The 24,860-nt window shown below is 71.2% G+C and carries 24 protein-coding genes and 2 pseudogenes; 9 read left to right on the top strand and 17 right to left on the bottom strand.

What is annotated here, in order from left to right:
* Positions 1-25: 25 nt before the first annotated feature.
* Positions 26-982, bottom strand: coding sequence for an HNH endonuclease family protein (locus GVL05_RS15440; protein WP_200849242.1), 957 nt, complete (start codon positions 980-982; stop codon positions 26-28).
* 56 nt (positions 983-1,038) lie between these two features.
* Here GVL05_RS15440 and GVL05_RS15435 point away from each other — a divergent pair, with 56 nt between their 5' ends.
* Complete coding sequence (locus tag GVL05_RS15435) at positions 1,039-1,818, top strand: aldo/keto reductase (protein ID WP_159573694.1); 780 nt, start codon at positions 1,039-1,041, stop codon at positions 1,816-1,818.
* Between the two features lie 109 nt (positions 1,819-1,927).
* Here the strand turns inward: GVL05_RS15435 and GVL05_RS15430 are convergent, their stop codons facing one another.
* Complete coding sequence (locus GVL05_RS15430) at positions 1,928-5,380, bottom strand: DEAD/DEAH box helicase (RefSeq protein ID WP_159573693.1); 3,453 nt, start codon at positions 5,378-5,380, stop codon at positions 1,928-1,930.
* A gap of 127 nt (positions 5,381-5,507) precedes the next feature.
* On the opposite strand from GVL05_RS15430, the gene GVL05_RS15425 reads away from it, so the two are divergent.
* Entirely contained in the window at positions 5,508-5,705 is a 198-nt protein-coding gene (locus GVL05_RS15425) for a hypothetical protein (protein ID WP_123292404.1), read from the top strand.
* Positions 5,706-5,890: 185 nt separating this feature from the next.
* On the opposite strand, the gene GVL05_RS15420 is transcribed toward GVL05_RS15425, so the two are convergent.
* The 3 genes from GVL05_RS15420 to GVL05_RS15410 all read right to left on the bottom strand — a co-directional run bounded on the left by GVL05_RS15420 (position 5,891) and on the right by GVL05_RS15410 (position 8,630).
* Positions 5,891-6,076, bottom strand: a complete 186-nt coding sequence (locus tag GVL05_RS15420) for a hypothetical protein (RefSeq protein WP_159573692.1) — start codon at positions 6,074-6,076, stop codon at positions 5,891-5,893.
* Between the two features lie 27 nt (positions 6,077-6,103).
* Positions 6,104-6,775, bottom strand: a complete 672-nt coding sequence (locus GVL05_RS15415; RefSeq protein ID WP_159573691.1) for a M15 family metallopeptidase — start codon at positions 6,773-6,775, stop codon at positions 6,104-6,106.
* Between the two features lie 433 nt (positions 6,776-7,208).
* Positions 7,209-8,630, bottom strand: a complete 1,422-nt coding sequence (locus GVL05_RS15410) for an amino acid permease (RefSeq protein ID WP_159573690.1) — start codon at positions 8,628-8,630, stop codon at positions 7,209-7,211.
* 203 nt (positions 8,631-8,833) lie between these two features.
* On the opposite strand from GVL05_RS15410, the gene GVL05_RS15405 reads away from it, so the two are divergent.
* The gene (locus GVL05_RS15405; protein ID WP_159573689.1) at positions 8,834-9,325 is read left to right on the top strand and encodes a DUF427 domain-containing protein; all 492 of its coding nucleotides are present in this window, start codon (positions 8,834-8,836) and stop codon (positions 9,323-9,325) included.
* A 25-nt stretch (positions 9,326-9,350) separates the two neighbouring features.
* Here the strand turns inward: GVL05_RS15405 and GVL05_RS15400 are convergent, their stop codons facing one another.
* A complete protein-coding gene (locus GVL05_RS15400) occupies positions 9,351-9,686 on the bottom strand; it encodes a hypothetical protein (RefSeq protein WP_159573688.1) in 336 nt (111 codons plus the stop codon).
* A 76-nt stretch (positions 9,687-9,762) separates the two neighbouring features.
* On the opposite strand from GVL05_RS15400, the gene GVL05_RS15395 reads away from it, so the two are divergent.
* The 3 genes and pseudogenes from GVL05_RS15395 (at position 9,763) to GVL05_RS15385 (ending at position 11,408) form a co-directional block, all read left to right on the top strand.
* A complete protein-coding gene (locus GVL05_RS15395; RefSeq protein ID WP_111086844.1) occupies positions 9,763-10,143 on the top strand; it encodes a hypothetical protein in 381 nt (126 codons plus the stop codon).
* A pseudogene (locus GVL05_RS20215) lies at positions 10,110-10,652 on the top strand (DUF6264 family protein); the annotation flags it as partial. The gene GVL05_RS15395 and the pseudogene GVL05_RS20215, both read left to right, overlap by 34 nt.
* A 318-nt stretch (positions 10,653-10,970) precedes the next feature.
* Entirely contained in the window at positions 10,971-11,408 is a 438-nt protein-coding gene (locus GVL05_RS15385) for a hypothetical protein (RefSeq protein ID WP_159573687.1), read from the top strand.
* Between the two features lie 28 nt (positions 11,409-11,436).
* Here the strand turns inward: GVL05_RS15385 and GVL05_RS15380 are convergent, their stop codons facing one another.
* On the bottom strand, positions 11,437-12,057 hold the full coding sequence (locus GVL05_RS15380) for a hypothetical protein (RefSeq protein WP_123340324.1): 621 nt from the start codon (positions 12,055-12,057) through the stop codon (positions 11,437-11,439).
* Between the two features lie 308 nt (positions 12,058-12,365).
* Positions 12,366-13,820, bottom strand: a complete 1,455-nt coding sequence (locus GVL05_RS15375; protein ID WP_159573686.1) for an APC family permease — start codon at positions 13,818-13,820, stop codon at positions 12,366-12,368.
* 98 nt (positions 13,821-13,918) lie between these two features.
* Here GVL05_RS15375 and GVL05_RS15370 point away from each other — a divergent pair, with 98 nt between their 5' ends.
* Positions 13,919-14,347: a hypothetical protein gene (locus GVL05_RS15370; RefSeq protein ID WP_159573685.1), complete on the top strand. Its 429-nt coding sequence runs from the start codon at positions 13,919-13,921 to the stop codon at positions 14,345-14,347.
* Positions 14,348-14,368: 21 nt separating this feature from the next.
* Here GVL05_RS15370 and GVL05_RS15365 read toward each other — a convergent pair whose 3' ends face one another.
* The 3 genes from GVL05_RS15365 to GVL05_RS15355 are packed head-to-tail and all read right to left on the bottom strand — an operon-like array spanning position 14,369 to position 17,052.
* Positions 14,369-15,007 carry a uracil-DNA glycosylase gene (locus tag GVL05_RS15365; RefSeq protein ID WP_235036005.1) on the bottom strand — a complete coding sequence of 213 codons (639 nt, stop codon included), beginning with the start codon at positions 15,005-15,007 and terminating at the stop codon, positions 14,369-14,371.
* Positions 15,004-16,206 carry a glycosyltransferase gene (locus GVL05_RS15360; protein WP_131922567.1) on the bottom strand — a complete coding sequence of 401 codons (1,203 nt, stop codon included), beginning with the start codon at positions 16,204-16,206 and terminating at the stop codon, positions 15,004-15,006. Before GVL05_RS15360 ends, GVL05_RS15365 begins: the two co-directional genes overlap by 4 nt.
* A gap of 9 nt (positions 16,207-16,215) precedes the next feature.
* Entirely contained in the window at positions 16,216-17,052 is an 837-nt protein-coding gene (locus GVL05_RS15355) for a DUF429 domain-containing protein (protein WP_159573684.1), read from the bottom strand.
* A gap of 32 nt (positions 17,053-17,084) precedes the next feature.
* Here GVL05_RS15355 and ligD point away from each other — a divergent pair, with 32 nt between their 5' ends.
* Positions 17,085-18,104, top strand: a complete 1,020-nt coding sequence (gene ligD / locus GVL05_RS15350) for a non-homologous end-joining DNA ligase (protein ID WP_159573683.1) — start codon at positions 17,085-17,087, stop codon at positions 18,102-18,104.
* 19 nt (positions 18,105-18,123) lie between these two features.
* On the opposite strand, the gene GVL05_RS15345 is transcribed toward ligD, so the two are convergent.
* The 3 genes from GVL05_RS15345 to GVL05_RS15335 form a co-directional block, all read right to left on the bottom strand.
* A complete protein-coding gene (locus GVL05_RS15345; RefSeq protein ID WP_159573682.1) occupies positions 18,124-18,267 on the bottom strand; it encodes a hypothetical protein in 144 nt (47 codons plus the stop codon).
* Positions 18,264-18,425, bottom strand: a complete 162-nt coding sequence (locus GVL05_RS15340; RefSeq protein ID WP_159573681.1) for a hypothetical protein — start codon at positions 18,423-18,425, stop codon at positions 18,264-18,266. The genes GVL05_RS15345 and GVL05_RS15340 overlap by 4 nt, the downstream gene beginning before the upstream one ends.
* 138 nt (positions 18,426-18,563) lie before the next feature.
* The gene (locus tag GVL05_RS15335) at positions 18,564-19,607 is read right to left on the bottom strand and encodes an ATP-dependent DNA ligase (protein WP_159573680.1); all 1,044 of its coding nucleotides are present in this window, start codon (positions 19,605-19,607) and stop codon (positions 18,564-18,566) included.
* A gap of 169 nt (positions 19,608-19,776) precedes the next feature.
* Between GVL05_RS15335 and GVL05_RS15330 the strand changes: the two genes are divergently transcribed.
* Positions 19,777-20,820 (top strand): MBL fold metallo-hydrolase, encoded by a 1,044-nt coding sequence (locus tag GVL05_RS15330; protein WP_159573679.1) that lies wholly within the window; start codon positions 19,777-19,779, stop codon positions 20,818-20,820.
* A 2-nt stretch (positions 20,821-20,822) separates the two neighbouring features.
* On the opposite strand, the gene GVL05_RS15325 is transcribed toward GVL05_RS15330, so the two are convergent.
* From GVL05_RS15325 to GVL05_RS15315, 3 genes and pseudogenes are all read right to left on the bottom strand, one after another.
* Positions 20,823-21,455: an FMN-dependent NADH-azoreductase gene (locus GVL05_RS15325; RefSeq protein WP_123340530.1), complete on the bottom strand. Its 633-nt coding sequence runs from the start codon at positions 21,453-21,455 to the stop codon at positions 20,823-20,825.
* 158 nt (positions 21,456-21,613) lie between these two features.
* Positions 21,614-23,245: a putative Ig domain-containing protein gene (locus GVL05_RS15320; protein WP_159573678.1), complete on the bottom strand. Its 1,632-nt coding sequence runs from the start codon at positions 23,243-23,245 to the stop codon at positions 21,614-21,616.
* Between the two features lie 205 nt (positions 23,246-23,450).
* A pseudogene (locus GVL05_RS15315) lies at positions 23,451-24,860 on the bottom strand (hypothetical protein); the annotation flags it as partial.

Here is a 24,860-nt window from a genome sequence, read left to right as displayed (position 1 = left end):
CTCAGCGGCGGCAGACCGCCTGACGTCAGCAGGTGCCGAGCACCCGCTCCATCGCATCTCGCTCAGCGGGCACGACCCACAGGCGGTACTTCGCCTTCACGGACACCTGGTGCTCGATGTAGGTGCAGCGGAAGGCCTTGTTCGCGGGCAGCCAGGTCGCGGCGTCACCCGAGCGCTTCTGCGAGTTCGACCGGCCGTCGACGGCGAACAGGTTCGACGGGTCGTTCGCCAGGGCCTCCCGCTCCGACTGGCTGAGCTGCTGGGCACCGGTGCGCAAGGCGTTCTCGAGCGCGACGACGTGGTCGATCTGCACGAGGGTCGAGGTCGTGTTGCCGCGCACGAATTCGATCGTCACCCCGGTGTACGGCGAGACGAGCGTGCCGGTCACCACCTTGCACGGACCCTGGCGCACGATGCCGCTGAGGTCGCGCGCGAGCACGTCGTTCCGGGTGTCGCAGCCGTTGTGGTCGACGTCGATCCACGCGCTGCCGAACTCGCCCGTGCGGTCGTACCCGGTGCCGGCGGCCTTGCCCTTGACGGGCAGCGTGGCGAGGAGCGCGCGGGCGTCCGCAGCGTCGGTGTCGGTCGACGTGCTGACGGTCGGATCCGTCGCATCCGTCGCATCCGTCGCATCCGTCGCATCCGTCGGACTGGAGGCCCGGCTCGGCTCCGGTGCGTCGCTCTCGGTGCCGACCGTGGCCGTGGCGACCGCCGTGGGCCCGGCTGCGGCGTCGGCGTCCGGTCCGAGGACGCCGGTGGCGTCGAGCGCGTAGCCACCGACCGCGAGGGCCAGGACGACGAGGACGGAGGTGAGGCTGATGCGGGTGCGGGTGCGGGTGCGGGTGCGGGTGCGGCGGCGTCGGCGGGACGTCATGGGTGCGTGGAACTCCTGGTGGTGCGGCGGTGCAGCGGTGCGGTGGTGCAGTGATGCGGTGGGGCCGGCCGGGGTGGCCTCGACGATCATGGCGGAGACCTCGGACATGGCCGTGGACCGCCACGCTCTGAACCGATGCGCGACCACGGCGTAGACAGGTCCGCATGACCGATTACGCGAATCCGTCCGTGTCCGTCACCGGTGGGTCGATGCCGCTCCTGGGCTTCGGCACCTGGCAGATCCCCGATGGCGAGGCCCCCGCCGCCGTCGGCGAAGCACTGGCGGCCGGGTACCGCCACATCGACACCGCCACCGGCTACAGCAACCAGCGCGGTGTCGGCAAGGCCCTCGCCGAGTCCGGACTCGCCCGCGACGACGTGTTCGTGACGACGAAGTTGCCGCCGGACAACGCCGAACGGGTGCGCGAGACCATCGAGGAGAGCCTCGACCAGCTCGGCCTCGACCACCTGGACCTCTGGCTCGTGCACTGGCCGCCGAACGGCGAGGCCCGCCCGGACGTGTGGGAGCAGGTCCTCCAGGCGCAGGCCGACGGACTGACCCGAGCCGTGGGTGTGAGCAACTACTCACTCGACCAGATCGACGAGCTCGTCACCGCGACCGGCACCACCCCCGCCGTGAACCAGATCAAGTGGAGCCCGGTCGAGTACGACAAGACGATCGCCGACGGGTTGGCCGAGCGCGGGGTCGTGCTCGAGGGCTACAGCCCGTTCAAGGCGAGCAACCTGCAGGACCCGACGCTGCTCGACATCGCCACCGCGCACGACGCCGACAGCGCCCAGGTCATCGTCGCGTGGCACGTCGCGCACGGCTTCGTCGTCATCCCGAAGTCGTCGAACCCGGAGCGCATCCGGTCGAACGCCGCCGGTGCCCGCATCGAGCTCGCGGCGGACGAGGTCACGGCGATCGACGCGCTCGCACGCTGACGCGCTCGCCCTGACCGCCGACGCTCGCGCCCGATGACACCCGCGCTCGCGCCCGCTGACACCCGCGCCCGCGCCCGCGCTCGCCTGACGCGCAACCGCGCACCGCGCGTCAGGCGAGCAGCGAGCGGATGTCGTCGGCCGTCAGGTCGTCGGCGAACAGGGCGTCGTCGTCGATCATCGTGGCGAACAGCTCGGCCTTGCGCGCGGCGAGGGCCAGGACCTTCTCCTCGATGGTGTCCTCGGCGATGAAGCGCTGCACGCTCACCGACCGGGTCTGCCCGATGCGGTGGGTCCGGTCGACGGCCTGCGACTCGGCGGCCGGGTTCCACCACGGGTCGAGCACGAACACGGTGTCGGCCTCGGTCAGGGTGAGCCCGAAGCCGCCGGCCTTCAGCGAGATGAGGAACGCGGGCGCGGTGCCCTGCCGGAAGCGCTCGATGACCTGTGGGCGTTTGCGCGTCGAGCCGTCGAGGTACTCGTAGCCGACGCCCCGTTCCTCGAGGGCATCGGACACCATCCGCAGGAACGACGTGAACTGGCTGAACACCAGGGCGCGTCGGCCCTCTGCCGCGAGCTGCTCGAGCTCGTCGAGCAGCAGGTCGAGCTTGGCGGACGGGATCGGCGTCGACGGCGACAAGGGCGAGTCCGACCCGCTCGAGACCAACGCCGGCGACAGCGCGAGCATCCGCAGCAGCGTCAGCGACCGGAACACGATCATCCGGTTCTTCGACAGGTCGTCGATCAGGTCGAGGACCTTCAGTCGCTCGCGGTTGAGCGTGCGCTCGTACAGCTCGCGGTGCGCGGGGTCGAGCGTGACCCGGACGACCTGTTCCTGCTTTGGCGGCAGGTCGGCGGCGACGGCCTGCTTCGTCCGGCGGAGCATGAGCGGCCGGATCCGACGCCGGAGCTTCGCGGTGAGCTGCTGGCGCGCTTCGCCCCGGAGCTCGGGGGAGGCAAGGGGCTTCACGTAGTCGTCGCCGAACCGGGTCCAGGTGGACAGCAGCCCGGGCGCGACGATGTGGAACAGCGCCCACAGGTCGGTCAGCCCGTTCTCGAGCGGGGTGCCGGTGATGGCGAACTTCACGGGTGCCTGCAGCTCGGACGCCACTCGGTGGGTCTGCGACTGCGGGTTCTTCACGAACTGCGCCTCGTCGAGCACGAGCGCCGACCACGGCAGGTCGGTCCACGCCTGCGAGTCGAGCCGGAGCAGCGCGTACGAGGTGACGACGACGTCGGCCTGCGAGGCTGTGCGGGCGACGAGACCGGGGTCCTTCAGCGACGTCGAGGTGACGGCCGCCACCCGCAGTGACGGCGTGAACTTCGCCGCCTCGGCCACCCAGTTGCCGACGACCGAGGTCGGCGCGACGACGAGGAACGGCGCCCCGTCGGGCTCGGCGGCACGACGGGCAGCGACCATCGCGAGCACCTGCAGGGTCTTGCCGAGGCCCATGTCGTCGGCGAGCACCCCGCCGATGCCGTGCGCCGCCAGGAACGACAGCCACGCGTACCCGGCGTGCTGGTACGGTCGCAGTTCGGCGTGCACGGTGTCCGGCACCGGGACGTCACCCGGGGGAGTCGCCCCCATCAGCCCTGCGGTGATCGCCTGCCAGCGTTCGTCGTGCGAGGTCTCGTCGGCGAGCAGGTCGAACTCGGTCCACAGCCCGGCCTGCAGCGGCGTCACCTGGATCGGCTGGTCGGGCTCCCACTCGTCGAGGTCGCGGGCCTCGTCGATGAGTTCCTTGAGCCGGTCGAACGCGGGGTCGGCGAGCGACAGGTACGAGTTGTCCACGAGCTTCAGCCGCCGCTGCCGACCGGCCAGCGCGGTGAGCAGCGGCGTGAACGGGATCTGCTTGCCGTTCACGCTCACGATGATGCCGAGGTCGAACCAGTCGTGCTTGTCCGACGGCATCGTCGTGACGCGGATGTGCGGCCGCCCGCTCAACCGCTCGTAGTCGAGGCGCTCACCCTGCACCACCGTGCGGACGCCGAGCGCCGGCAACTCCGGCAGGAACTCGTTCGCGAACACCGCGACGTCGGCCCCGTCGATGGTGCCGTCCTGGAACCAGTCCAGTCCGCCACCGGGTCCGGCAGGGCGGACGGGAGGCTCGCCCGACGTCGCGTCGTCGGCTCGCGCTGTCGACGTGGCGGGTTCCAGGGCCGCGGGCGCGGGCGCGTCGGCGTCGGCGGTCGCCGCCTCGGCGCTCGCGGAGTCGTCGGTGCTGGCTGGATCGTCCGCGGCGCGGAGCCCGGACAGGTCGGGGAGCGGACCGTGCAGCGACACCGGGTCCTTGCGGCCGTCGACGTGCCAGCGCCAGTGCAGGTGCACCCGGTCGTCGGTGCGGGGCGCCCGGGCCGGCTCGAACGTCGCCGTCAGCACGAGTTCGGGCGGGGTGCGCTCCGGCAGCTCCACCGACCCGTCGGAGCTGACGAGCCCGAGGGCACCGCGCAGCCGGGGCGACCAGTCGGCCAGGAACTCGTCGACCTCGGCCGTCGGCACCGTGATGCGGGTGCCCTCGAGGAGCATGCGCCGTTGGTCGTCGGGCACCGGGGCCGGGGTCGGTGCGAGCCCGACCGTGAACTCCGGGCTCTCGCGGAACACGTACACGCCGTGGTCGCCGACCATCCGCGCGGCACCGGGGACCACCGGGCGGCCGTCGAGCACCGCGCTCGCGCCGATCACCACGGCGTCGTCGTGCCGGGCGACACCGGGCCGAGAGACATCGAGCAGCACCTGGGCCCGCTCGCCGAGGACCACCCCGCCCTCGCGCTTGCCGGTCACGAAGGCGATGTCGAGCCCCGACGCCTGCCGGAGCAACGGCCAGAGCAGCGGGCTGCGGAAGTCGTCGAGGTGCAGCCAGTCGCTCTCGCCGGGCAACCCCGCCAGCTGGCCGGCACGGTGCAGGGCCGCGAGCTGCATGAACCACCCGTGCTGCTCGGCGCCGAGGCCCAGGCGGTTCTGCGAGTAGGGGAGCGTGCCCCAGGTGAGCTGCCCGCGCACCCAGTTGCCGGCGTCGCTGCGGGTCACCGGTCGGACCCCGAGCCGGACCGTACGGGACGGCGCCGGCAGGGCGCGGCCGGCGGCCCGGGCGCGGGCCGCAAGTGCTGCGGGGACCGCGTCACGCAACTCGAACTGGAGACCCATCCGGGTGCCCTGCGGGGCGACCGCCTGCTCGTCGTCACCGGCGAGGCGGGCGAGGTCGTGCCTCCAGTCCGAGGGCGGCGGAGCCGTCGCTTCCGGACGCGGGCCGGCGTTGGCGGCCAGGGCACGCGCGTTGATGGTGAGCAGTGCGGCGGCGACGTGTTTGCAGTCGCCGCCGAGGGGACAGCTGCACGAGCTGCGGACCGGGCGGATGAAGTCGCCGCGCGCCACGGTCATGTCGATGCGGCACTCGTACGGGTCGTCGGCGGTGCCGGAGACGGTCGCCGTGACGGTGCCGTCGTCGGTGTTCCAAACGGCATCGTCGACCAGACCGGCACGCACGACGTCGCGCGCGCGACCGAAGGTCTGCGGCCCGACGAAACGGATGACGTCGACGGCGTCGATCATCGGGGCTGCGGGCACGGGTCAATCGTGCCAGGTGCCACCGACGCGCGGAGCCGCCCAACCGAACGGCACACATCGAGCAGGGCTACCGTCTGCGTGGACGGGCGACGACTGCTCGCCGCTCTCCACTCGATTGGACACGCTCATGCCGGACCGCTTGCGGTGGGTGCACGACTCCGCAGACCACTGGAACGTGTGGCTCGGCTCCGAGGTCGTCTGCGACGTCACCCGGACGGACCAGTTCACGGTGGACTCGCCGGACCACTCGATCAACGGGGCGCACTCCTCGCTCGAGAGCGCTGCGGCGCAGGTGCAGGGCTGGGTGCGCTGGAGCGGACGCTAGGGCGTCGGTTCGCTACGGCTTCGTCGTGTTCGTGGGGTCGGCCGCGGCCAGCTCCGTGACGAACTCCGTTGACCTCCGGACGATCTGGCCGAGTTCCTTCATTCCCGACGGGCAGGAGCGCCACGACGGAAACGCCCCCACCCTGCGAGGGTGGGGGCGTTCGTGCTTCCGGTTCGGAGCGTGCCTCAGGAGGAGGGTGTGACCTGCCCCTGGAGAGCAATCGCCTTCCACAAGTCGAACGTGCGGTCGTTGCCCTTCGTGACCGACCCGTAGAGCGCGAGTGCAGCCTGGAACTGCTCGCTGTTCAGCGAGCGGAAGTATCCCGGACCGATGATTGCGCTGCCACGCGTTTCACCCTGGATGATCTTCATGATGTGCCTTTCGTCAGAGTTGAGCTGTTAGAAGCGAACGCTTTGCCCCTGCAGGGCGACGGCTTTCCACACGTCGTACTGCCTGGTCGTACCCTTGTGCGCGGGGCCGAGCAGCACCGTTGCGGCGGAGACGAACTCGTCGGTCGCCAGCGTCCGGTAGTAACCGGGACCGATCACCGCGGTGGTGCGGTCCGGCGCGGCGATCACGACCATTCCGTCGTCGTCGGTTTCGACCTCTGGACTGGTCGGTTCGACCGCGGAGTAAGCCCTTGTGTAGTTGAAGTGCCAGTTCTCGTTCCCGTAGACCGCGAAACCGTAGGTCGCGCAGGTGGACCGCAGCCACGCGAGGTTTGCGGAGGTCATGTCGGCCTGCAGGAAGTCGACCGCGGCTCCCCAACCATGGTTCGAGGTGCCCGGCTCGGCACCGAGATCGGGGTTGTGACCCCAGTAGTCCCACCAGTACTGCTGGCCCGCGAGGCTGCGGTACCCCTCGTTGACGCGGAGGTAGGCACCGAAGTGCGACCGGAACGCCTTGAGCCACGACAGCAGGTCTCGGGCCGCATCGGGCCTCATGTAGACCTTCGCCAGCGAGCCCGGGAAGCTGTTCGCCACCACCCCCGGGTAGTCGACGATGGTCAGCGCATCGAGCGGGATCTGACCGTTGGAGTAGCCGCCCCAGCCGGTCGCCAGAACGGACATCTGCCCGGACGCTGATGCCTCGGGATACGCCGCCGTGGAAGACGACGCCGAGGCGGCTGTCCCACGCAGCAGGTCCGAACCGAGAGCGGCGGAAGCAACCGCAGCTCCCGCGAAACCCAGCATCTGGCGCCGACTTGGCTGCGTCAACGCCCCATTTCTTTCCGTCATCATTCCCCTAGTCATTTGATCACGAGCTGTCGGCATTGATCAGCTGCATGAACCCTCTCAGAGGGCAGAACGACTGCACTACCCCGCGTTCAGGGGGTGGCGCCGAGGTGCATTCCTGTCAGGCTTGCGCGCAATACTCGACGCGGCTGAGTCGTCGGTAACCCACATCGTCACCCCGCTCGAGGCGAAGGACGTCAAGGAGTTCCACCGCCCTGCCGCGTCCGCCTGCTGAGCTCGACCGCCGATTCTGCGGACGATCTGCGGTCTACGGGGTCTGAGGCGCCTCGGTTGCCGCCAGCTTGCTGTGCTTCCGCGAGTAGCCGAAGTACACGCCCAGTCCGATCGCGAACCAGACCGCGAACCGCACCCACGTCTCCCACTGCAGGAACGTCACGAGCCACAGCGACGCGATGACGCCGATGATCGGGATGACGGGCATGAACGGCAACCGGAACTGACGGTCGAGGTCGGGCTGGCGGTAGCGGAGCACGATCACCGCGGAGCAGACCACCACGAACGCGAGCAGGATCCCGATGTTCGTGAGTTCGGCGACGACGCCGATGGGCAGGACGCCCGCCAGGATCGCCGACGCGATGCCGAGGATCCACGTGACGCGGGTCGGGACGTGGCGCTTCGGGTCGGTCTTCGAGAACCACTTCGGCATCAGGCCGTCGCGGCTCATCGAGAACCAGACGCGGCTGGCGCCGAGCATGAACGTGACGAGGACCGTGACGATGCCGACGATGGCGCCGATCGCGATGACGTTCGCGACACCACCGAGGCCGACCGATGCGAACGCCGACGAGAAGCCCGAGGCCGGGTCGATGTCGGTGTACTTCTGCATCCCGGTCAGCACCAGGGTCGCCAGCACGTACAGGACCATCGAGATGCCGAGGGACAGCAGGATCGCCTTCGGCATGTGCTTGCGGGCGTCGACGGACTCCTCGGCCGCGGTGGACATGGCGTCGTAGCCGAACACCGCGAAGAACACCGTCGCGGCACCGGTCATCACGCCGCCGAACCCGAACGGGAAGTAGGGGGAGTAGTTCGCGCTGTTGATGTGGAACACGCCGAGCACGACGATGAGGACGACGAGTGCGACCTTGATGCCGACCGCGACGAACTCGAACCGGGCGGCGCTGCGGATGCCGCGGGTGAGCACGAACGCGGTGACCAGGCACAGGATGATCGCGAAGACGTCGATCACGTGGCCGTCACCGGTGCCGGGCGCGCCGAGCATCCACGCGGGCAGGTCGATGCCGAACTGGCCGACCAGGAACCCGACGTAGCCGGAGATGCCGATCGCGACCACCGCCACGATCGCGGTGTACTCGAGCAGCAGGTCCCACCCGATGAACCACCCGACGATCTCGCCGAGGACCGCGTAGCCGTACGTGTACGCGCTGCCGGCCTTCGGGATGAGGCCGGCGAACTCGGCGTACGAGAGCGCTGCGGCAGCACTCGCGACGCCGGCGACCAGGAAGCTGATGAGGACCGCGGGACCGGCGACGCCGTTCGCCACGGTGCCGGCGAGGGTGAAGATCCCCGCGCCGATGATGCCGCCGATGCCGATCGCGGTGAGCTGCCAGAGGCCGAGGTGCCGTTTCAGGCCACCCTCGGCTCCGGTGTCGTCATCGATCGTCTCGATGGGCTTCCGTCGGAAGAGCGTGCGTGTCGTCGTCGTCACCCGCCCATGGTGCACCTTGTGGCGGCGCAGTGCGCGGGCGGCCGGCGGTCGGCGGGTCGGCGGGCCGAGACTCGGGCTGAGCGACAGTCCTCGCGCCGCCGGGCCCGTGAAGTGTCGCTCACCCCGAGACTCGGGCCCGCCCGGCCGAGACTCGTGCCGGCCCCGCCGAGCCCGACCGCAGCCGCACGGCGTAGACAAGACCCATGCGCCATCCCACACGGATCGAACCCGGTCCCGGACAGGAATCGGTTTGGGACTACCCCCGCCCGCCCGCCGTCGAGCCCGTCACCGCCCGCGTCGTCGTCCGGTTCGGCGGCACCGCCGTGGCCGACACGACCGATGCGGTACGGGTCCTCGAGACCTCGCACCCGCCGGTGTACTACCTGCCGATGGCCGACCTCGACCTCCGCCCCGCCCAGGGGTCGAGCATGTGCGAGTTCAAGGGCCGGGCGCGGTACTTCGACGTGGTCGGCGGGGACGGCACCGTCGCTAGTCGCGCCGCCTGGAACTACCCGACGCCCGAGCCGGGGTACGAGTCGCTCCGGGACCGCGTCGCGATCTACCCGTCGGCGATGGACTCGTGCGAGGTCGGCGGCGAGGTCGTGCAGTCGCAGGACGGTGACTTCTACGGCGGCTGGATCACGTCGGACGTCGTCGGACCGTTCAAGGGCGCGCCCGGCACGCTCGGCTGGTGAGCCGTCGCTCGGCTGGTGACCCGCGTCAGCGGTTCGCGTAGGGCGACCAGAACGGCGGTGGGAACGCCCCGGCGGTCGCGATGACGAGCAGCTGCCAGAGGATCATGACCAGCCCGGCCACGCCGATGACGATGCCGATCCACGCCCAGACCTGCACCGCCCGGCGACGGCGACCGGCGATGACGATCGCGCGCCAGCCGCTCAGCACGCAGACGATGCCGAACGCAGCACCGAGCAGGACGTGCCGGACCGTGCCCTGCGCCGGCACGATGATGCCGAGGTAGAACGCGACCGGGCCGAGCAGCACGGCGAACGTCGCTGGGGCTGCTGGCGGTTCGTGGTCCCGAGAGGGTGCTCCCATACGTCTGAATGTACCGAGCCGGTCGGGTTCCGTACACGTGCGAGCACCGTTGTCCGGGAGCAGGCACGATGGGGGCATGCGTTCCTTCCTCCGCGTCCTGCTCGGCCTGGCGCTCGTGTTCGCCGGCACGAGTCACCTCACCTTCGCGCGCAAGGAGTTCACGGCCCAGGTCCCGGAGTTCGTGCCGCTGTCCGAGGACACGACCGTGCTGGCATCGGGCGTCGCCGAGATCACCCTCGGCTCGGCGCTCGTGCTCGCACCGAAGCCGGCCCGACGCTTCGTCGGCTCGGTCGCTGCACTGTTCTTCACGGTGATCTTCCCGGGCAACCTGTCGCAGTGGGTCAACCGCCGCGACGCGTTCGGCCTGGACACCGACGAGAAGCGCGTCGCGCGCCTGTTCGGGCAGCCGCTGCTCATCGCCGCGGCCCTCTGGTCCACGCGCGGCCGGCGGTCCTGATGGACGCGCCCGCCCGGTCGTCCGGTCCGGCTGACGCCGGTTCGGCGCCTCGGTCGGGTCCGGAGTCGGTGCCCGGCTCGGGTCCGGAGTCGGTTCCGGGGGCGCGTCTCGATCCGCTCGGGTCGGCTCCGGCACGGTTCGGACGGGAGGCCCGCCACCCCCTGGCAGGCCGCCGCCGCGTCGCGGACGTGGTCGCCTCCATCGCCCTGCTCGTCGTGCTGACGCTCGAAGCGTTGGCAGCGGGGTGGGGCATCAAGCTCATGTCGTTGGCGTTCGTGTCGTGCGCTGCCCCGGGGAACACCTGCAACGCGGGGCTCGGTGACTCGGTCGTGACGGTCGGGCCGATCCTGATCGCACTGGTACTCGTCGCCTCGATCGTGGTGTGCATCCTGCGGCTGGTTCGGCGTCGGCTGGCGTGGCCGGTCGTGCTCGTCGGGATGGCCGCCGTCGTCGCGGTGTTCTTCGCGGCGCTGCTCCTCATCGAGAGCTCGGTGACGCACGGCATCTGAGGGGCGCCGCCGTCCCGAGGTTCCGAAATCTCGGCATGTCGGCGCCCTGTTCGTCGAGGTCTGGAACCTCGGGGATCAGCGTGCGGCACGTCGTGGAACCTCGCCGAGCCGGTCGGGTTCGGACTGGAGGCCCGTCCAGCGTCGTTCTCGCGCTGGTCGAACGTCTGCACCGCGACGACCGCGGGGGCGTCGGGATCGCCGAAGTCGAACGGCTCGCGGCCTCGAGGTCGTCCTCCACAGGTGGCTGCTGCGGTGGGGTTCTCCACAGATGGACACGGTGGCCGTCGGTGGGCGGCCCGGAATCGCGACGCTGGAGTCATGCCTGACACCGACACTCTCGACCGCCTGATCCGAACCCCTGTCCGTACCGACGACGACGTCGTCCAACTCGTTGCCGCCCTGGTCGACCGCCCGGTGCGCCGGCAGTGCTGGGTGGTGTTCCTCGACGAGCTCGGGATGTCGATCCCGTTCCTGTTGCCCATCGCGGACCTGCCCTACCAGCCGGACGAGCACGTCAGCGACTTCGCGTCGTTGATCTCCGAGGTCGTCGGGCAGCTCGGCGCGGTCGACGTCGTCCTCGCGTGGGAGCGACCCGGTGTCGACCGGGTGCACCCGGTCGACTGGGAGTGGGTCGACGCATGCGCCTGCGCCCTCGACGAGCACGCGATCCGGCTGCGCGCGCAGGTCATCGTCCACGACGGCGGTGCCGCGATGGTCGAACTCGACGAGCACGACCAGGACCAGGACGTCGCGTGAGCGTCGGGCCCGGCGGTCTCCTGACCGGTCAGCCCTGCGGGGCGGTGTCCGGCACGGTCTCGCCCGTCAGCCCCTCGACGACGGCCTTCGCCGCGGGCCAGGACTTCGCGTAGTGCTCGGGGTCCGAGTTGATCTGCACCGCGTGCGCCATCTGCGTCGGCGTCATCGTCTTCCAGCCGGGGACCTTGACGAGCTTCGCGTAGAACATCGACGCCGCCGTGTACGGGTCCATCCGCTGCTCGTACGTGCCCCAGGCGCCGTTGTCGCGCTGCTGGAACAGGCCGCGGCTGTCCGGTCCCGCGGCGTCGCCGTGGTCCAGGTTCACCAGGCTCGACTCGCCGATCGCCGTCATGACCCCGACGGCCTGGGTGTGCGGCCCGATGCCGACTGCCTTCGCGGCCTGGATCACCGACGCGGCGTTCACCAGGCGGTCCTGGCAGAAGCCCGCGATGGGGCCGGCGGGGACGACCATGCCGCCGACGGTCTTCGAGGCGACCTTCGGGCACGTGGGGGTGGCGTCGGCGGCGCTGGACTTCGCGATGCCGGCGATCGAGTTGACCGCGATCACGACGAGCACCACCACCCCGATCCCGACGACCACGATGCCGGCGCCGAACACCGACGCGAGCGTGATGCCGACACGGCGCATGACGGGACCTCTCGACGGACGGGACGGGGCAGACGGAGCACGACGAGCGTACGGGCGCCGCCTGGGAACCGCACCCGCCCGATCGGGGGCCGCCGTGACGCACTGACGGTCCTGGTGCGCCGAACAGGGAGTTCGGGCACCAGGACCGTCAACGGCGACGTCAGCGTCGTCCCGGCGTCAGCGTCGTCAGCGGCGTCGGTGTCAGCGTCGGCGGCGGCGCGACCTGCTCCGACCCCACCCGCCGGCGGACAGGGAGACGAGCGCGATGGCCGCGATGACGATCGTCCAGATGACGGCGGTCGCGTCCATCAGACGTCGCGGTGGTCGTGCGGCGGGTGCTGCACCTTCGTCGGTTCGGTGACCAGGCCGGTCGGGGCCTTCTCGGGCTGCTTGCGACCGTGCGTGAACCAGGTCAGGATCCACAGCAGCACACCCAGGGCCAGCAGTGCACCGGCGATCTGGTACTGCTGCGGGTCACGGCCGGACGAGAACGGCAGCACGAGCCACAGGCAGGTGATGATGCCGATGACGGGGATGATCACACCGGCTCGGAAGTGCTTGTGGTCGACCTTGTCGCGGCGGAGCACGAGCACCGTCAGGTTCACGACGGCGAACACCGTGAGCAGCAGGAGCGAGGTCGTGCCACCGAGGACCACCACGATCGGGGACTCCGGGTCGAGCGAGACCCAACCGATGAGCAGCAGGGAGATCGCGGTGGTGAAGACGATCGCGTTCGACGGGGTGCGACGGGCGGGGGAGATGCGGGCCAGGAAGCCCGGCAGCACGCCCTGCTTGCTCATGCCGTACAGCAGTCGCGACGCCATCATCATGTTGATCAGGGCGGTGTTGGCCACGGCGAACATCGAGATGAACGGCAGCAGGTCGGCGATCGGGAAGTCCGGTGCGGCGGTCTGCACGACGGTCACGAGCGGGGTCTCGTTGCCGGCGAGCTCACCGATCGGCACGACGGCCACGGCGCAGATCGACACGAGCGTGTAGATCACGGCTGTGATGCCGAGCCCGGTGAGCATCACCTTCGGGAAGATGCGCGAGGGGTCCTTGGTCTCCTCGGCCATGTTCACCGAGTCCTCGAAGCCGACCATCGCGAAGAACGCCAGCGACGTCGCCGTGGAGATCGACATGAGCAGGGTCTTGTCCTCCGGGGTCTCGAACATCACGACCCGCGAGAAGTCCGCGTTGCCGCCCGCGATCGCCCAGAAGCCGATCAGGATCACCATGACGAGACCGGACAGCTCGACCAGGGTGAGGACGACGTTCGTCTTCACGCTCTCACTGACACCGCGGAAGTTGATCGCCATCACCGCGAGCATGAAGCCCATGGCGATGAGCATCACGACGGCGTTCGGCAACTCGAGACCGAACCCGACGCCGAGGTTGGCGGCGAACGCCCGCGACGCCGTCGACGCCGAGGTGATGCCGGAACACATCACGATGAAGGTCACGATGAAGGTGATGAAGTGGACGCCGAACGCCTTGTGCACGTAGAGCGCAGCGCCCGCGGTCTGCGGGTACTTCGTCACGAGCTCCAGGTACGAGAACGCCGTCAGCAGGGCGACCGCGAAGGCGATGAGGAAGGGGAGCCACGCTGCTCCTCCGACCTCTGCCGCGACCTGACCGGTGAGCGCGTAGACACCCGTTCCCAGGATGTCGCCGACGATGAACAGCAGCAGGAGCTTGGGACCGATGACCCTGCGGAGCTCGGGCTGCTCCTGCTGTGGTCGGTCCGTCTTGGTGGTGGCCATGCGTCACCCTTGCGCGCGAGACACCTTGCTGTCTAGTCCCACAGGAAGGTTTCTCGCGATCGCAACACGGTCGCTCGGCGACGGATACTCTCCGGGCCATGGACCACGAGTCGAACACCACCGAAGAGCCCGTCGAGTTCGCCGACTTCAACGCGAAGCTGCTGGTGCTCGACGTCCTCTGCTACGACCTCGACGTCCTCGACCCCTACGACCCGGAAACGGCCGACGAGACGGACGAGGACCTCGACGTCGACGGCCAGGACGACCGGGCCCGTGAGTACTACGACGACCTGGAACTCCTGCCGTCGCACCTGTCGCTCGTCACGGAGCTCACCGTCGACACCGAGCTCGAGGTGCTCCAGGACGTGCACCCCGGGTGGGAGGGCTCCGACGACCGCTTCGACCCGCAGAACTGGGACGACGTCCTCGACCTGCCGGCGCTCCGTACCGTGTACGCGGCAGCGCCGCTGCCCGCCCACGTCGCCGAGGCCCTGGCCGCGAAGGGCGTCGAGGTCCGCTCAGCCTGACGGAGGGACAGGCGCAGGGAACTACAGCGAGCGGTCCAACGCTCGCAGCTGCTCGGTGAACTGCTTCGCGCCACCCTGCGCAGGGTGCCGGACGGCGATCGCCTCGATGCCGGCCAACGCGAGCGCACCCTGGGCCTTCCGCCCCACCGCGACCACCCGGACCCGGTCGACTCCACCGAGTGCCTCGAGCAGCGCGAGGGCGACGGGCGCTCCCGACCGCACCTCGGCCGGACGGGGCGTGCGGTTCGTCAACCGGTCCGGGGCGACGAACGGGTGGTGCGGGAAGATCGCCCACGCCACGGGGAGCGGCCCGGCCCAGTCGGACAGTGCCGCCTGCACCACGCGCGATGATGCCTCCCACGGAGCGGTCGGCTCCGGCGGCACCAGGTAGTCGGCGCCGAACCGGTCCGTCCCGAGCTCGCGCATGCTCGTGAACGGGATGCCGGTGTTCGTCATGCCGCGCCACCCGGGTGCCTCGGCCACGAGCAGGGTGTCCGCCGCCGGCCCGTACTGCTCCAGGTACCGCTGCAGGTTCGACCGGCGCAGCCGCCCCTCGGCCGAACCGAGGTCGTACAGTGCCTCGGCGTCCGCCTCGGCGTCCGCGGCCGCGGGCACGGAGTCGAGCGCCGCCCAGAACCCCGACGCGTCGAAGCGACTCACGAGCGGCCGAGCACCCGGCGGTACACGTCCTCGAGCCCCGAAGCCGATCGTTCCCAGCTCAGACGCTCCGCGTGTTCCCGCCCGGCCGAGGACAGCGCGGCCGCGTACCCGGAGTCCGTCAGGATCCGCTCGATCTCGGCAGCCCACACCGATGGTTCGCGGGACTCGAGCACGACGCCCGTCTCACCGTCGACCACGGCCTCGCGCAGCCCCCCGGCAGCCGCGGCCACGACCGGCACCCCGGACGCCGAGCCCTCCAGCGCCACGAGGCCGTAGGTCTCGGAGTGCGACGGCACCAGCACGGCTGCCGCGCCACGGAACAGGAACGCCAGGTCGGCACGCGACTGCGGCCCGATGAAGGTGACGCGGTCGGCGATGCCACGCGCGGCGGCGAGCCGACGCAGTTCGTCCACGTAGTCACCCGCCTCGCTCGAGGCGTCCCCGGCGATGACCAAGGTGGGACGGGCCTCCTGGCTGATGCCCGCGATCGCCTCGATTGCCAGGTCGAGCCCCTTCAACGGCTGCACGCGAGCCGCCGCGACGACGTAGGGGGTGGCGGCCCGGCGCGCACCGGCGGCCGCCGGACGGAAGACCGACCCGTCGACCCCGGGCGGCACGATCCAGATGCGTGAGTCGGCACCGCCGAGCCGCGTCCGGACCGTCGACGCCTCGGCTTCGGACACCACGACGACCGCATCGGACTCACGCGCCAGCTGCTGCTCGCCCGTGATGCGGCCGGCGGACTCGGGCCGCTCACCCTCGGACAGCGGCGTCTCGGGGTCGGCAGCGATCGAGTGGAACGACTGCACGTGCGGGATGCCACGCTCACGGGCGACCGGCAGGGCAGCGGCACCGGAGAACCAGTGGTGCGAGTGCAGGACGTCGAACGGCCCGAGCTGCTCGAGCTCGTGGCGGAACGGCTCGATGAACGCGTCGTGCTCGCCCTTCGGCACCGGCTCCGCCGGACCCGCTGACAGGAACCGCAGGCACACACCCGGCACGAGCGACACCGAGTCCGGCTGCGTCGGCGCCGAACGCCGCGTGATGATGTCGACGTGGTGGCCACGATCGGCCAGCGCCTCGGCCTGGTGCCGGACGACGACGTTCATGCCGCCGACCTCGCCCGAGCCGGGTTCGTCTCCGGGGGAGGTGTGCAGCGACACCAGCCCGATGTGCAGGGGTTCGCTCGTCGTGCTCACCGGTCAACCCTAGCCGCGCGTGCCCCGCTGCGACGGGCGCGCAGGCGCCACCACGACGGGCCGGCGGCCCGCCTCGTCCACCGGGTCGGACGGGAGGCCCACATCGCCTCCCAAGATCTGCACGCGCTGGTCGCCGTGACGCTCCCAGAACGCCGCCGTCCAGGCACACAGGGCACCGTCGAGCAGGTCCTCGCGGTGCTTGTGGGTCGGGCCGTGGAGCACCGACGGGTCGGCGAGCCCCGCAGTCAGCGGATGCGAGTCGAGCTGCAACGGCGGGTCGAGCGGGGTCTCGCGCAGGCGCCGGACGAGCTCGTCGAACGCCTCGGCGCGGCGTGCCCGGGCCTCGACTGCCGGCACCCTGAGGTCCAGGCGCTTGTACCGGGGCCGCTCGACGTCGTACCCGAGCTCCTCCACGCCGACCAGGGTCGTGTACGGGTAGCACTCGAACATCGCCGGCCCGGTCCTGGCGTGCATGGATGCCGTGTCGGACACGTACTCGACGCCCAGTGCGGTGAGCCGGTCGAGCAGGCTGGCGCCGGCGCTCGCCGCGGAGGCCTGGTTCGTCGGGTTCGCCGCCACCTTCCACCGGCCGTAGCGCTGCCCGACCTGCCGTTCGGACTCGCGGATGCCGGTCGGGTTCGTCACGACGAGCGAGGCGTCGACGGCGATGAGCGACCGCGGCCCGAGGTGTTCCGCGACCCAGGTCGTGACGTCGTCGACCCCGCGGGCCCATCCGGCGTCGGTGATCGTGCCGTCGGCCTCCATCGCGACCAGCCCGGTCTCGTTGGGCGCGCGGCCCGCGGTGCCGAGTCCCCACGCCAGGTCCACTCCGAGGTACGCGCTCACTCGTCCATGGTGCACCGAGTACCTTCCGCTGCATGGCGAGCGAAGCGACGACGGTGCGGGTGCCCGGTCCGGACGGGGACCGCGAGGTCCGGATCAGCAGTCCCTCGCGCGTCCTGTGGCCGGAGGCCGGGATCACCAAGGCCGACCTCGCCGAGTACCTGGTGACGGTGGGCGACGCGTTCGTCCGCGCGAACGGCGACCGACCGATCTCGCTGCAGCGGTTCCCCGGCGGCGTCGACGGCGAGCAGTTCTTCTCGAAGAACCCGCCGAAGGGTGCTCCCGACTACGTGCGGTCGGTCACGGTGACGTACCCGAGCGGCCGGAAGCACCCGCAGCTCGTGGTCGACGAGCCGGCCGTCGCGGTGTGGGCCGCGCAGATGAACACCGTGGTCTTCCACCCGTGGGCCTCGCGCGCCGAGGACAGCGACCACCCGGACCAGCTCCGCATCGACCTCGACCCGCAGCCGGGCACGGACTTCTCGGACACGGTGCCCGTGGCGCAGGAACTCCGGAAGGTCCTGGACGAAGCGGGCCTGACGGCGTGGATCAAGACGAGCGGCAACCGCGGTCTGCACGTCTTCGCACCGATCGCCCCCGAGCACGAGTTCCTCGACGTCCGGCACGCCGTGATCGCGGCCGCCCGAGAACTCGAACGGCGGATGCCCGACCGGGTCACGACGGCGTGGTGGAAGGAGGAGCGAGGGCAGCGGGTCTTCGTCGACTTCAACCAGGCGAACCGTGACCGCACGATGGCCGGTGCCTACAGCCCACGGGCCCTGGCGCACGCCTCGGTGTCGACGCCGATCACGTGGGACGAGCTGCCGACGGCGGACCCGACGACGTTCACGATCCGGACCGTCCCCGAGCGCCTGGCGACGATCGGCGACCCGTGGCAGGCGATGCACGACGAGCCGGCGAGCATCGCGCCGCTGCTGGCGTGGTGGGATCGCGACCTGGAGAACGGCGAGGGTGAACTGCCGTTCCCGCCGGACTTCCCGAAGATGCCCGGCGAGCCGCCGCGCGTGCAACCGTCCCGAGCCAAGAAGTCCTGACCCGAGCCAGCGGGGACCGTCAGACGGCGGGCAGTGTGTCCGTCGAGCGGTCGGGGTCGTCGACGCGGGACGTCTGCATCGGCAGCCCGACGCTCGCGGTGTGCAGGCGGGTCAGGCGCGACCAGGTACCGCGGTGCGCGTCGCTGATGCCGTCGACGATCACGAGCCCAGGCCGATCGTGACGAGTGCGAGCGCGGTGGCGGTCACGCCGGCGATGGCGCTGATGACCGCACTGAGCTGCAGGGTGCGCTGGCGGCGTGCCTCGCGTACCTCGGTGAAGGGGTTCCGCTGCGAGTGGCGGACAAGCGTGCTGGTGCTCATGTCGATCAGCTTTCGGTCCTGGGGCTCCCGGGATGGGCGCCTCGTGCTGCTGGTCTCCATCGTGGCAGCGTTTCGCTAGTTCGGCTAACTACTTTCCTGCGATCACCGGCAAGACGACGAAAAACGGACAACCACGTGTCAGGACAGGACATCCCGCAGGTCGTACGCCGACGGCACCTCGAGCTGGTCGAACCCGCACGACTCCGCGTCGCGGTCCGGACGCCACCGTTCGAACTGCACGGTGTGCCGGAACCGGTCGCCCTCTATCTGGTCGTAGCGGACCTCGAGCACGACCTCCGGCGCCAGCCGGACGAACGACGTGTCGCGACCCGACGAGAACCGCGACCGTTCCCCGTCACCGGTGACGGGCCTCCCGTCCGCATCGCGGAGCACGACGGGCTCGAGCTCGTCGACCAGCGCGAGCCGGCGCTTGTCGGAGAAGGCGGACACGCCGCCGACCTGGCGGAGCTCACCGTCGTCGCCGTACAGGCCGACGAGCAGCGACCCGACGCCCGAGCCGCTCTTGTGGACGCGGTACCCGATCGCGACGACGTCGGCCGTCCGGTGGTGCTTGATCTTGAGCATCGTCCGCTTGCCCGGCTCGTACGGCTTCGCCCGGCGCTTGGCGACCACACCGTCGAGTCCGGCGCCCTCGAAGGTGGTGAGCCACTCGCGGGCCTGGTCGACGTCGAGTGTGGTGCGCGTGACGAACAGCGGGTCGGACAGGTCGGTGGCGAGATGCTCCAGCCGCTCGCGTCTCTCGTCGAACGGCAGGTCGACCAGCTCGTCGCCGTCCGCTGCGAGCAGGTCGAACGCGACGAACTGCGCGGGCGTCTCGGCGCTGAGCTTCGCGATCCGCGAGGCCGCCGGGTGGATGCGCTGGGACAGTGCCTCCCAGTCGAGGCGCTCGGCTCCGGGTTCGCCCGAGCGCAGGATCACCTCGCCGTCGAGCACCACCGGGTGGTCGCGGCCGCCGAACTGCGCGCGGAAGGCCTCGACGAGTTCGGGGAAGTAGCGCGTGAGCGGCTTCGCCCCACGGCTGCCGATCTCGACGTCGTCGCCGTCGATCGTCACGATGCCGCGGAAGCCGTCCCACTTCGGTTCGTACCGCAGGCCACCGGTCACGCTGTCGGGTTCCGGGACGTCGGCGACGGCCTTGGCCAGCATCGGTGCGATCTCCATGCGTCGTGTCTACTCGGGCGCGGGTGGGGCTTGCGTGGGCGGGGTGTGCGCTTGGTGAGCAGGAATGGTCGGGTCCGGCGCGACGACTCGACCATTTCTGCTCACGAAGTGCGGCCGGGAGGCCCGGAGAGCGCTGGGCAGGTCGGCTCGCGTCAGTAGTGTGGTGCGGGTGACGACCGTGCCCCCGTCGGCAGCGCCGGCTCCGGAACCGATCAGCCCCGTGCAGGCCGCCGCGCTCCGCGACGGCGTCCTGCCGCCCGTCGAACAAGTCCGGCCGGGGATCTGGACCTTCGCGGTGCCGTTCCGGTTCGGGGTGCCCGAAGCGACCCTGGTCTACGTCGTCGAGGGGTCGGACGGATCCCTGGCGCTGATCGACCCGGGGTGGTCGGTCGACGGCGGGCTCGACGAGGTCCGCGCCGCACTGTCGGCGATCGGCCGGTCGCTCGACGACGTGTCCCTCGTCGCCGTGACGCACCTGCACGCCGACCACCTCGGTGCCGCCGCCGCGATCCGCCGAGCGACCGGTGCTCGGGTCGCGATGCACGAGCTCGAGGTCGACGCGCTGGAGCGGGAGCGCACCGACGCGGTGCGGAACGACGCCGACATCGCCACGTGGGGCCTGCCGCCCGAGCTGCACGACGGCGTCGTCGCGGCCTGGGGGAGCGGGCGACGGATCGGACTCGGTCGGAGCGAGGCGCCCTACGCCGACCTGCTGCTGGCCGACGGCGACGTGCTGCCGATCCCGGGGCGCACCATCCGGACGCTCTGGACGCCCGGGCACACCGCCGGGCACGTGTGCTTCGTCGACGAGGCGGACGGGCTGCTGTTCACCGGTGACCACGTGCTGCCGCGGATCAACTCCGGGATCGGCCTCGGCGGTCGGACCGCCACGAACCCGCTCGGCGACTACCTGGCGTCGCTCGGCCGACTCGACGTGCACGCCGGACTCGAGGTCTGCCCGGGCCACGAGTACCGGTTCGCCGACGTCGTCGCCCGCGCGCAGACGCTGGCCCGACACCGCGAGGAGCGGTCGCGGCACGTCGCCGAGGCGCTCGACCTGCTCGACGGGCCCACGCTGTTCGAGGTCGCCGCACGCGTGCCGTTCAGTGGCGGGATCGAATCGATGACCGGGTTCCTGCTCGCGAGTGCACTGACGCAGACGGCGTTCCACGCGGAGCTGCTCGGCCGGTCCGGCGAGGTCCGTCCCGCCTGACCTCAGCCGAGCGTGGTGGCGAGGCGCTCGATCGTCGTCGTCGCGTCGGCGAGCTCGGCGGACGCGTGCTCGGCGAGCGGGGCGAGGTCGGGCAGCCGGTCGGCGAGCGTCGCGCTGACGGTGATCGGGTAGAGCTTCATGCCGAGGGCCGTGCCGAGGATGAGGTGCAGGACCGGCGAGCCGTGGTCCCAGTCCTCGGTCGGGGTGCCGGCGTCGTAGGTCGCGCCACGGCTGACCACGGTGACCACCGGACGGCCGGCCAGGGGCTGCACGTCGCCCGCCAGGACCCCGGGGACGTGGATGCGGTCGATCCAGGCCTTGAGCGTCGACGGCACCGTGTAGTTGTACAGCGGCGACCCCACGACCACGACGTCGGCGGCGAGGAGTTCGTCGATGACCTCCTGGCGCAGGGCCTCGGCCTCGGGAGCGACGGTCTCGTCCGCGGTGCGGTCCGCTGCCGCCCAGTGCAGCGCCGAGGTCTCGAGGTGGGGGAGCTGGTCGACGTGCAGGTCGCGGCGGACCACCGTGTACTCCGGACCGCGGGCGCGCCAGGCGTCGGCGAACGCGGCGGTCAGCGCGCGCGAACGGGAGTGGGACAGGTCGGCCGAGGAGTCGATGTGCAGCAGCGTGGGCATGGTGTCCACGCTACCGACGGTGGGACGGAAACGGCCCCGCCGCCCCGGTGCGGGGTCAGGCGGGGCCGAGGCGGGCCTCCCGTCCGTCACGCGGGCACGCGACGGACGGGAGACGACGGGGCCGTCAGCGCTGGTCGTACGTCAGCGCTGGTCGTCGGTCAGCGCTGTGCGCGGCGACGGCGCAGGGCGCGGGCACCGATGAGGCCGGCACCGGCGACGAGCAGGCCGAGGGCCCAGGGCAGGGCGCCGGTGGCGTCCGAGCCCGTGTAGGCGAGCTGGCCACGGTTCGTCGGGGTGACCGGGGCCGCCGCGACCGGGGTCGTCGGGGTGACGACGGTGGCGGCGGTCGGCTGGACCTCGACGGCGAACGAGGTGCTGAAGGACCCGAGCGTGACGGACAGGTTGTGGACCGACGCGTGCGGGAACGTGACGTTCACGAAACCGAAGTCGCCGAAGTCGGGGTCCGGCGTGATGACGTCACTGGCGACGTCCGACGTGACGGTCGGTGCGACCGCCGGAGCGTCCTCGTCGAGCCCGCCGATCGTGTTGCCCCAGCGGTCGACGAGACCGCCCTGGACGACGAGCGTCCCGCCCTGCTTGATGGTCGGGCGACCACCGACGGCGAAGTCGTCCTCGGTGATGGTGAGCACGGTGCCGTCGGGCTCGACGATCCAGGTCGTCCGGTCTTCGGTCTCGTCGTCGGTGAACAGGCCCGCGCGGTCGGTCGTGAACACCAGGACCCCGACCGGCGCGCCGGCCTCGACGGTGAGCGAGACGTACTGCGTGACCGAGACGGTGCCGCTCGTCGCGGTGACGGCGAACTCCCAGTCCCAGGCGTCGGTCGTGGTGCCGCTGAGCTCACCGGTCGACGCGTCGAAGGTCAGGCCCTCGGGGAGCTGGTCCGCGGGGGTGGTCTCCTCCTCGGGGTACTCCTCGGCGTACTCCGCATCGTCCTGCGAGAACCAGTCGAGCTTGTACGTCGGCTCGGGTGAACCCTGCGCGCGGAACGTGTGCGAGAACGCGTCGCCGGCGGCGGTGCTCAGTTCGAGCGGGTGGTCGGCGTCGGCGCCGGCCGTGGTCGGCTTGCCGTCGGTGCCGAGGAACGCGGGGTCCTGGGTGACGGGCGCGGTCGCCGCGGAGGTCACCGAGGTCGTCTCGGTCGCGTCGGGCAGGGTGCCGGTCACCGTGACGGTGATCGTCTTGCGCACGTCGGTGGGGTCGATGCGGTACGTCGCGGTCTTCGACAGGACGTTGCGGTCCTGGTCGGCCCAGACGTACTTGTACGTGGAGTCCTCGTCGAAGCCGGTGACGACGGCGCTCAGGAGCGTGCCGACCTTCGCTGCACCGTCGATGGTGACGGTCGCGTCGACGGCCTTCGTGGTGACGTCCGGGGTCGGCGTCGCGGTCGGTGCCGGGGTCTCGACGGCCGGAGCCGTGGTCTCGGGCGCGGAGGGCTCGACGGCCGGAGCGGTCGGGGCGGTGGTGCTCGTCCCGTCGCCCGCCGGAGCGCCGTCGTCGCCGGTGGTGTCACCGGTCGTGTCGCCGGCGGCAGGGGTACCGTCGGTCGCACCGGTGTCGGCCGCGGGCGTGCCCGTGCCGTCCGTCGCGGAGTCGCTCGGCGTGGTGCCGTCAGCGGCGCCGGTCGTCGCCGGGGCGGAGACGGCCGCGGTCGGCTCGGCCGCGGTGGCGGCGGTGGCGGTCATGACGCCCAGACCGGTCGTGAGACCGATCAGCGCGACGGTGGTGCCGACGGCGCACGCGCGTCGGACGGTGGAGGTGCTACGGCGCACTTCTTCCCCCAGGGGTTCAGTCCGGTCGGGTGCCGGAACATAAGAATCCGCCGAGAATCCTCGGCTTGGTCGGATCGTATTGGTATCCGCGCGCGGACACGACCGTCTTGATCGGAATGTGACCATGGTTGGGGGTTCCCGCACGACGGACGGGAGGCCCGGTACCAGCTGGCACCGGGCCTCCCGTCCGATCGTCGGTCGCGTCTCAGGCGCGACGGCGACGCAGGCGGTGGACCAACAGGCCGCCGCCGGCGGCCAGCAGACCGAGGGCCCAGGCCAACGGCGTGGTCTCGTCGGCGCCGGTGTAGGCGAGGGTGCTGCCGGTGCCGCTCGTCGTGGTCGCCACAGCGGCCGTGGCGACGGGTCGGACGGCGACGACGAACGTGGTCGAGGCGCCACCCTGGGTGATGGTGAGACGGTGGTCCGAAGCGTGCGGGAACGTCACCTTCGAGGCGTCGCCGCGGGGATCGGCTGCGACCTGGTCCGATGCGACCGAGCTCGTCACGGTCGCGCCGAACCCGGTGCTCACGGAAGCCGGTGCGGTCGGGTTGCCGAACCGGTCGACGGCGAGGCCGGACACCACCAGCGAGCCGCCCTGCTGGACGGGGATCGACGCGACGGTGCCGAGGGGCTCGCCACCGCCGGAGAACGCGCTGATGACGCCACCGGGGGCGACCGACCAGACGGTTGCGCCGGGCGTGCCGGTGTCGACGATCGCGAGGACCCCGACGGGTGCCGCCGGCAGGACGGTCAGGCGCACGTACTCCGTGGCGGTCGCGGTGCCGCGGAGCGCGACGACCTCGAAGTCGTACGTGCCCGCGGTGGTCACCGTGCTGGTGAGCACCCCGGTCTCGACGTTGACGGTCAGGTCGGACGAGGGCGCGTCCTGGATCGCGTACGCCAGCGAACCCGTGCCGCCCGTGGTGCGGAACGTGTGCGTGAACGTCGCGCCGGCGGTGGCGGTGAGGGCGAGCGGCTTCGCCTTCGTCGACGGCTCGGTGAAGACGACCGGCGACGGCGAGACGGTCAGGCGGACGTACTCGGTCACCTGTGTCGAGCCGCTGAGGGCCACGACCTCGAAGTCGAACGTGCCGGCGGTCGTCGGCGTGCCGCTCAGCACGCCGGTCTCGACGTTCACCGTGTAGTCCGCCGACGGGGCGTCCTGGATGGCGTACGCGACGGTGCCGTCGCCGCCCGTGGTGGTGAAGGTGTGGCTGAACGGCGTGCCGACCGTCGCGGTGAGTGTGAGCGGGGCGGCCTGGGTCGACGGCTCGGTGAACGCGAGGTCGCTGCCGTCACCCGGTGCTGCCGCCGGGGTGGCGCTGTCCGAGGCCTTCGCGGCGGGGCCGGCGCTTTGCGTCGGGCTTCCGCTGGGCGTCGGGGTGGCGCTGGGCGTCGGGGTTCCGCTGGGTGTCGGGCTGGCGCTGGGTGTCGGCGCCTCCGCCGTCGGGTCGGCGCTCGGCGTCGCAGTGGCCGTGGTGCTCGTCGGTTCCGTCGGCGTCGCCGCCGTCGCGGACGTGCCGACGCCGATGACCGAGCCGATGGCGGTCGCCGCCACGACGATGCCGATCGTCGCCGCGCGGCGGACGGGCGGCTTGGTGGACTGGTGCATGGT

Source organism: Curtobacterium sp. 18060 (assembly GCF_902706105.1).
GTDB lineage: Bacteria > Actinomycetota > Actinomycetes > Actinomycetales > Microbacteriaceae > Curtobacterium.
The sequence above is the reverse complement of the archived record's forward strand: the minus strand, read 5'-3'. Positions and strand labels throughout refer to the sequence as shown.

Bases quoted from the DNA above. Each gene is read 5' to 3' on its own strand.
- ligD (WP_159573683.1), top strand. From the start codon at position 17,085: ATGGCGAGCGAAGCGACGACGGTGCGGGTGCCCGGTCCGGACGGGGAC.
- GVL05_RS15340 (WP_159573681.1), bottom strand. From the start codon at position 18,425: ATGAGCACCAGCACGCTTGTCCGCCACTCGCAGCGGAACCCCTTCACC.
- GVL05_RS15385 (WP_159573687.1), top strand. From the start codon at position 10,971: ATGCCTGACACCGACACTCTCGACCGCCTGATCCGAACCCCTGTCCGT.
- GVL05_RS15370 (WP_159573685.1), top strand. From the start codon at position 13,919: ATGGACCACGAGTCGAACACCACCGAAGAGCCCGTCGAGTTCGCCGAC.
- GVL05_RS15415 (WP_159573691.1), bottom strand. From the start codon at position 6,775: ATGTCCGTTCTGGCGACCGGCTGGGGCGGCTACTCCAACGGTCAGATC.
- GVL05_RS15440 (WP_200849242.1), bottom strand. From the start codon at position 982: ATGTCCGAGGTCTCCGCCATGATCGTCGAGGCCACCCCGGCCGGCCCC.
- GVL05_RS15400 (WP_159573688.1), bottom strand. From the start codon at position 9,686: ATGGGAGCACCCTCTCGGGACCACGAACCGCCAGCAGCCCCAGCGACG.
- GVL05_RS15405 (WP_159573689.1), top strand. From the start codon at position 8,834: ATGCGCCATCCCACACGGATCGAACCCGGTCCCGGACAGGAATCGGTT.
- GVL05_RS15435 (WP_159573694.1), top strand. From the start codon at position 1,039: ATGACCGATTACGCGAATCCGTCCGTGTCCGTCACCGGTGGGTCGATG.
- GVL05_RS15335 (WP_159573680.1), bottom strand. From the start codon at position 19,607: ATGGAGATCGCACCGATGCTGGCCAAGGCCGTCGCCGACGTCCCGGAA.
- GVL05_RS15380 (WP_123340324.1), bottom strand. From the start codon at position 12,057: ATGCGCCGTGTCGGCATCACGCTCGCGTCGGTGTTCGGCGCCGGCATC.
- GVL05_RS15375 (WP_159573686.1), bottom strand. From the start codon at position 13,820: ATGGCCACCACCAAGACGGACCGACCACAGCAGGAGCAGCCCGAGCTC.
- GVL05_RS15420 (WP_159573692.1), bottom strand. From the start codon at position 6,076: ATGAAGATCATCCAGGGTGAAACGCGTGGCAGCGCAATCATCGGTCCG.
- GVL05_RS15425 (WP_123292404.1), top strand. From the start codon at position 5,508: ATGCCGGACCGCTTGCGGTGGGTGCACGACTCCGCAGACCACTGGAAC.
- GVL05_RS15395 (WP_111086844.1), top strand. From the start codon at position 9,763: ATGCGTTCCTTCCTCCGCGTCCTGCTCGGCCTGGCGCTCGTGTTCGCC.
- GVL05_RS15325 (WP_123340530.1), bottom strand. From the start codon at position 21,455: ATGCCCACGCTGCTGCACATCGACTCCTCGGCCGACCTGTCCCACTCC.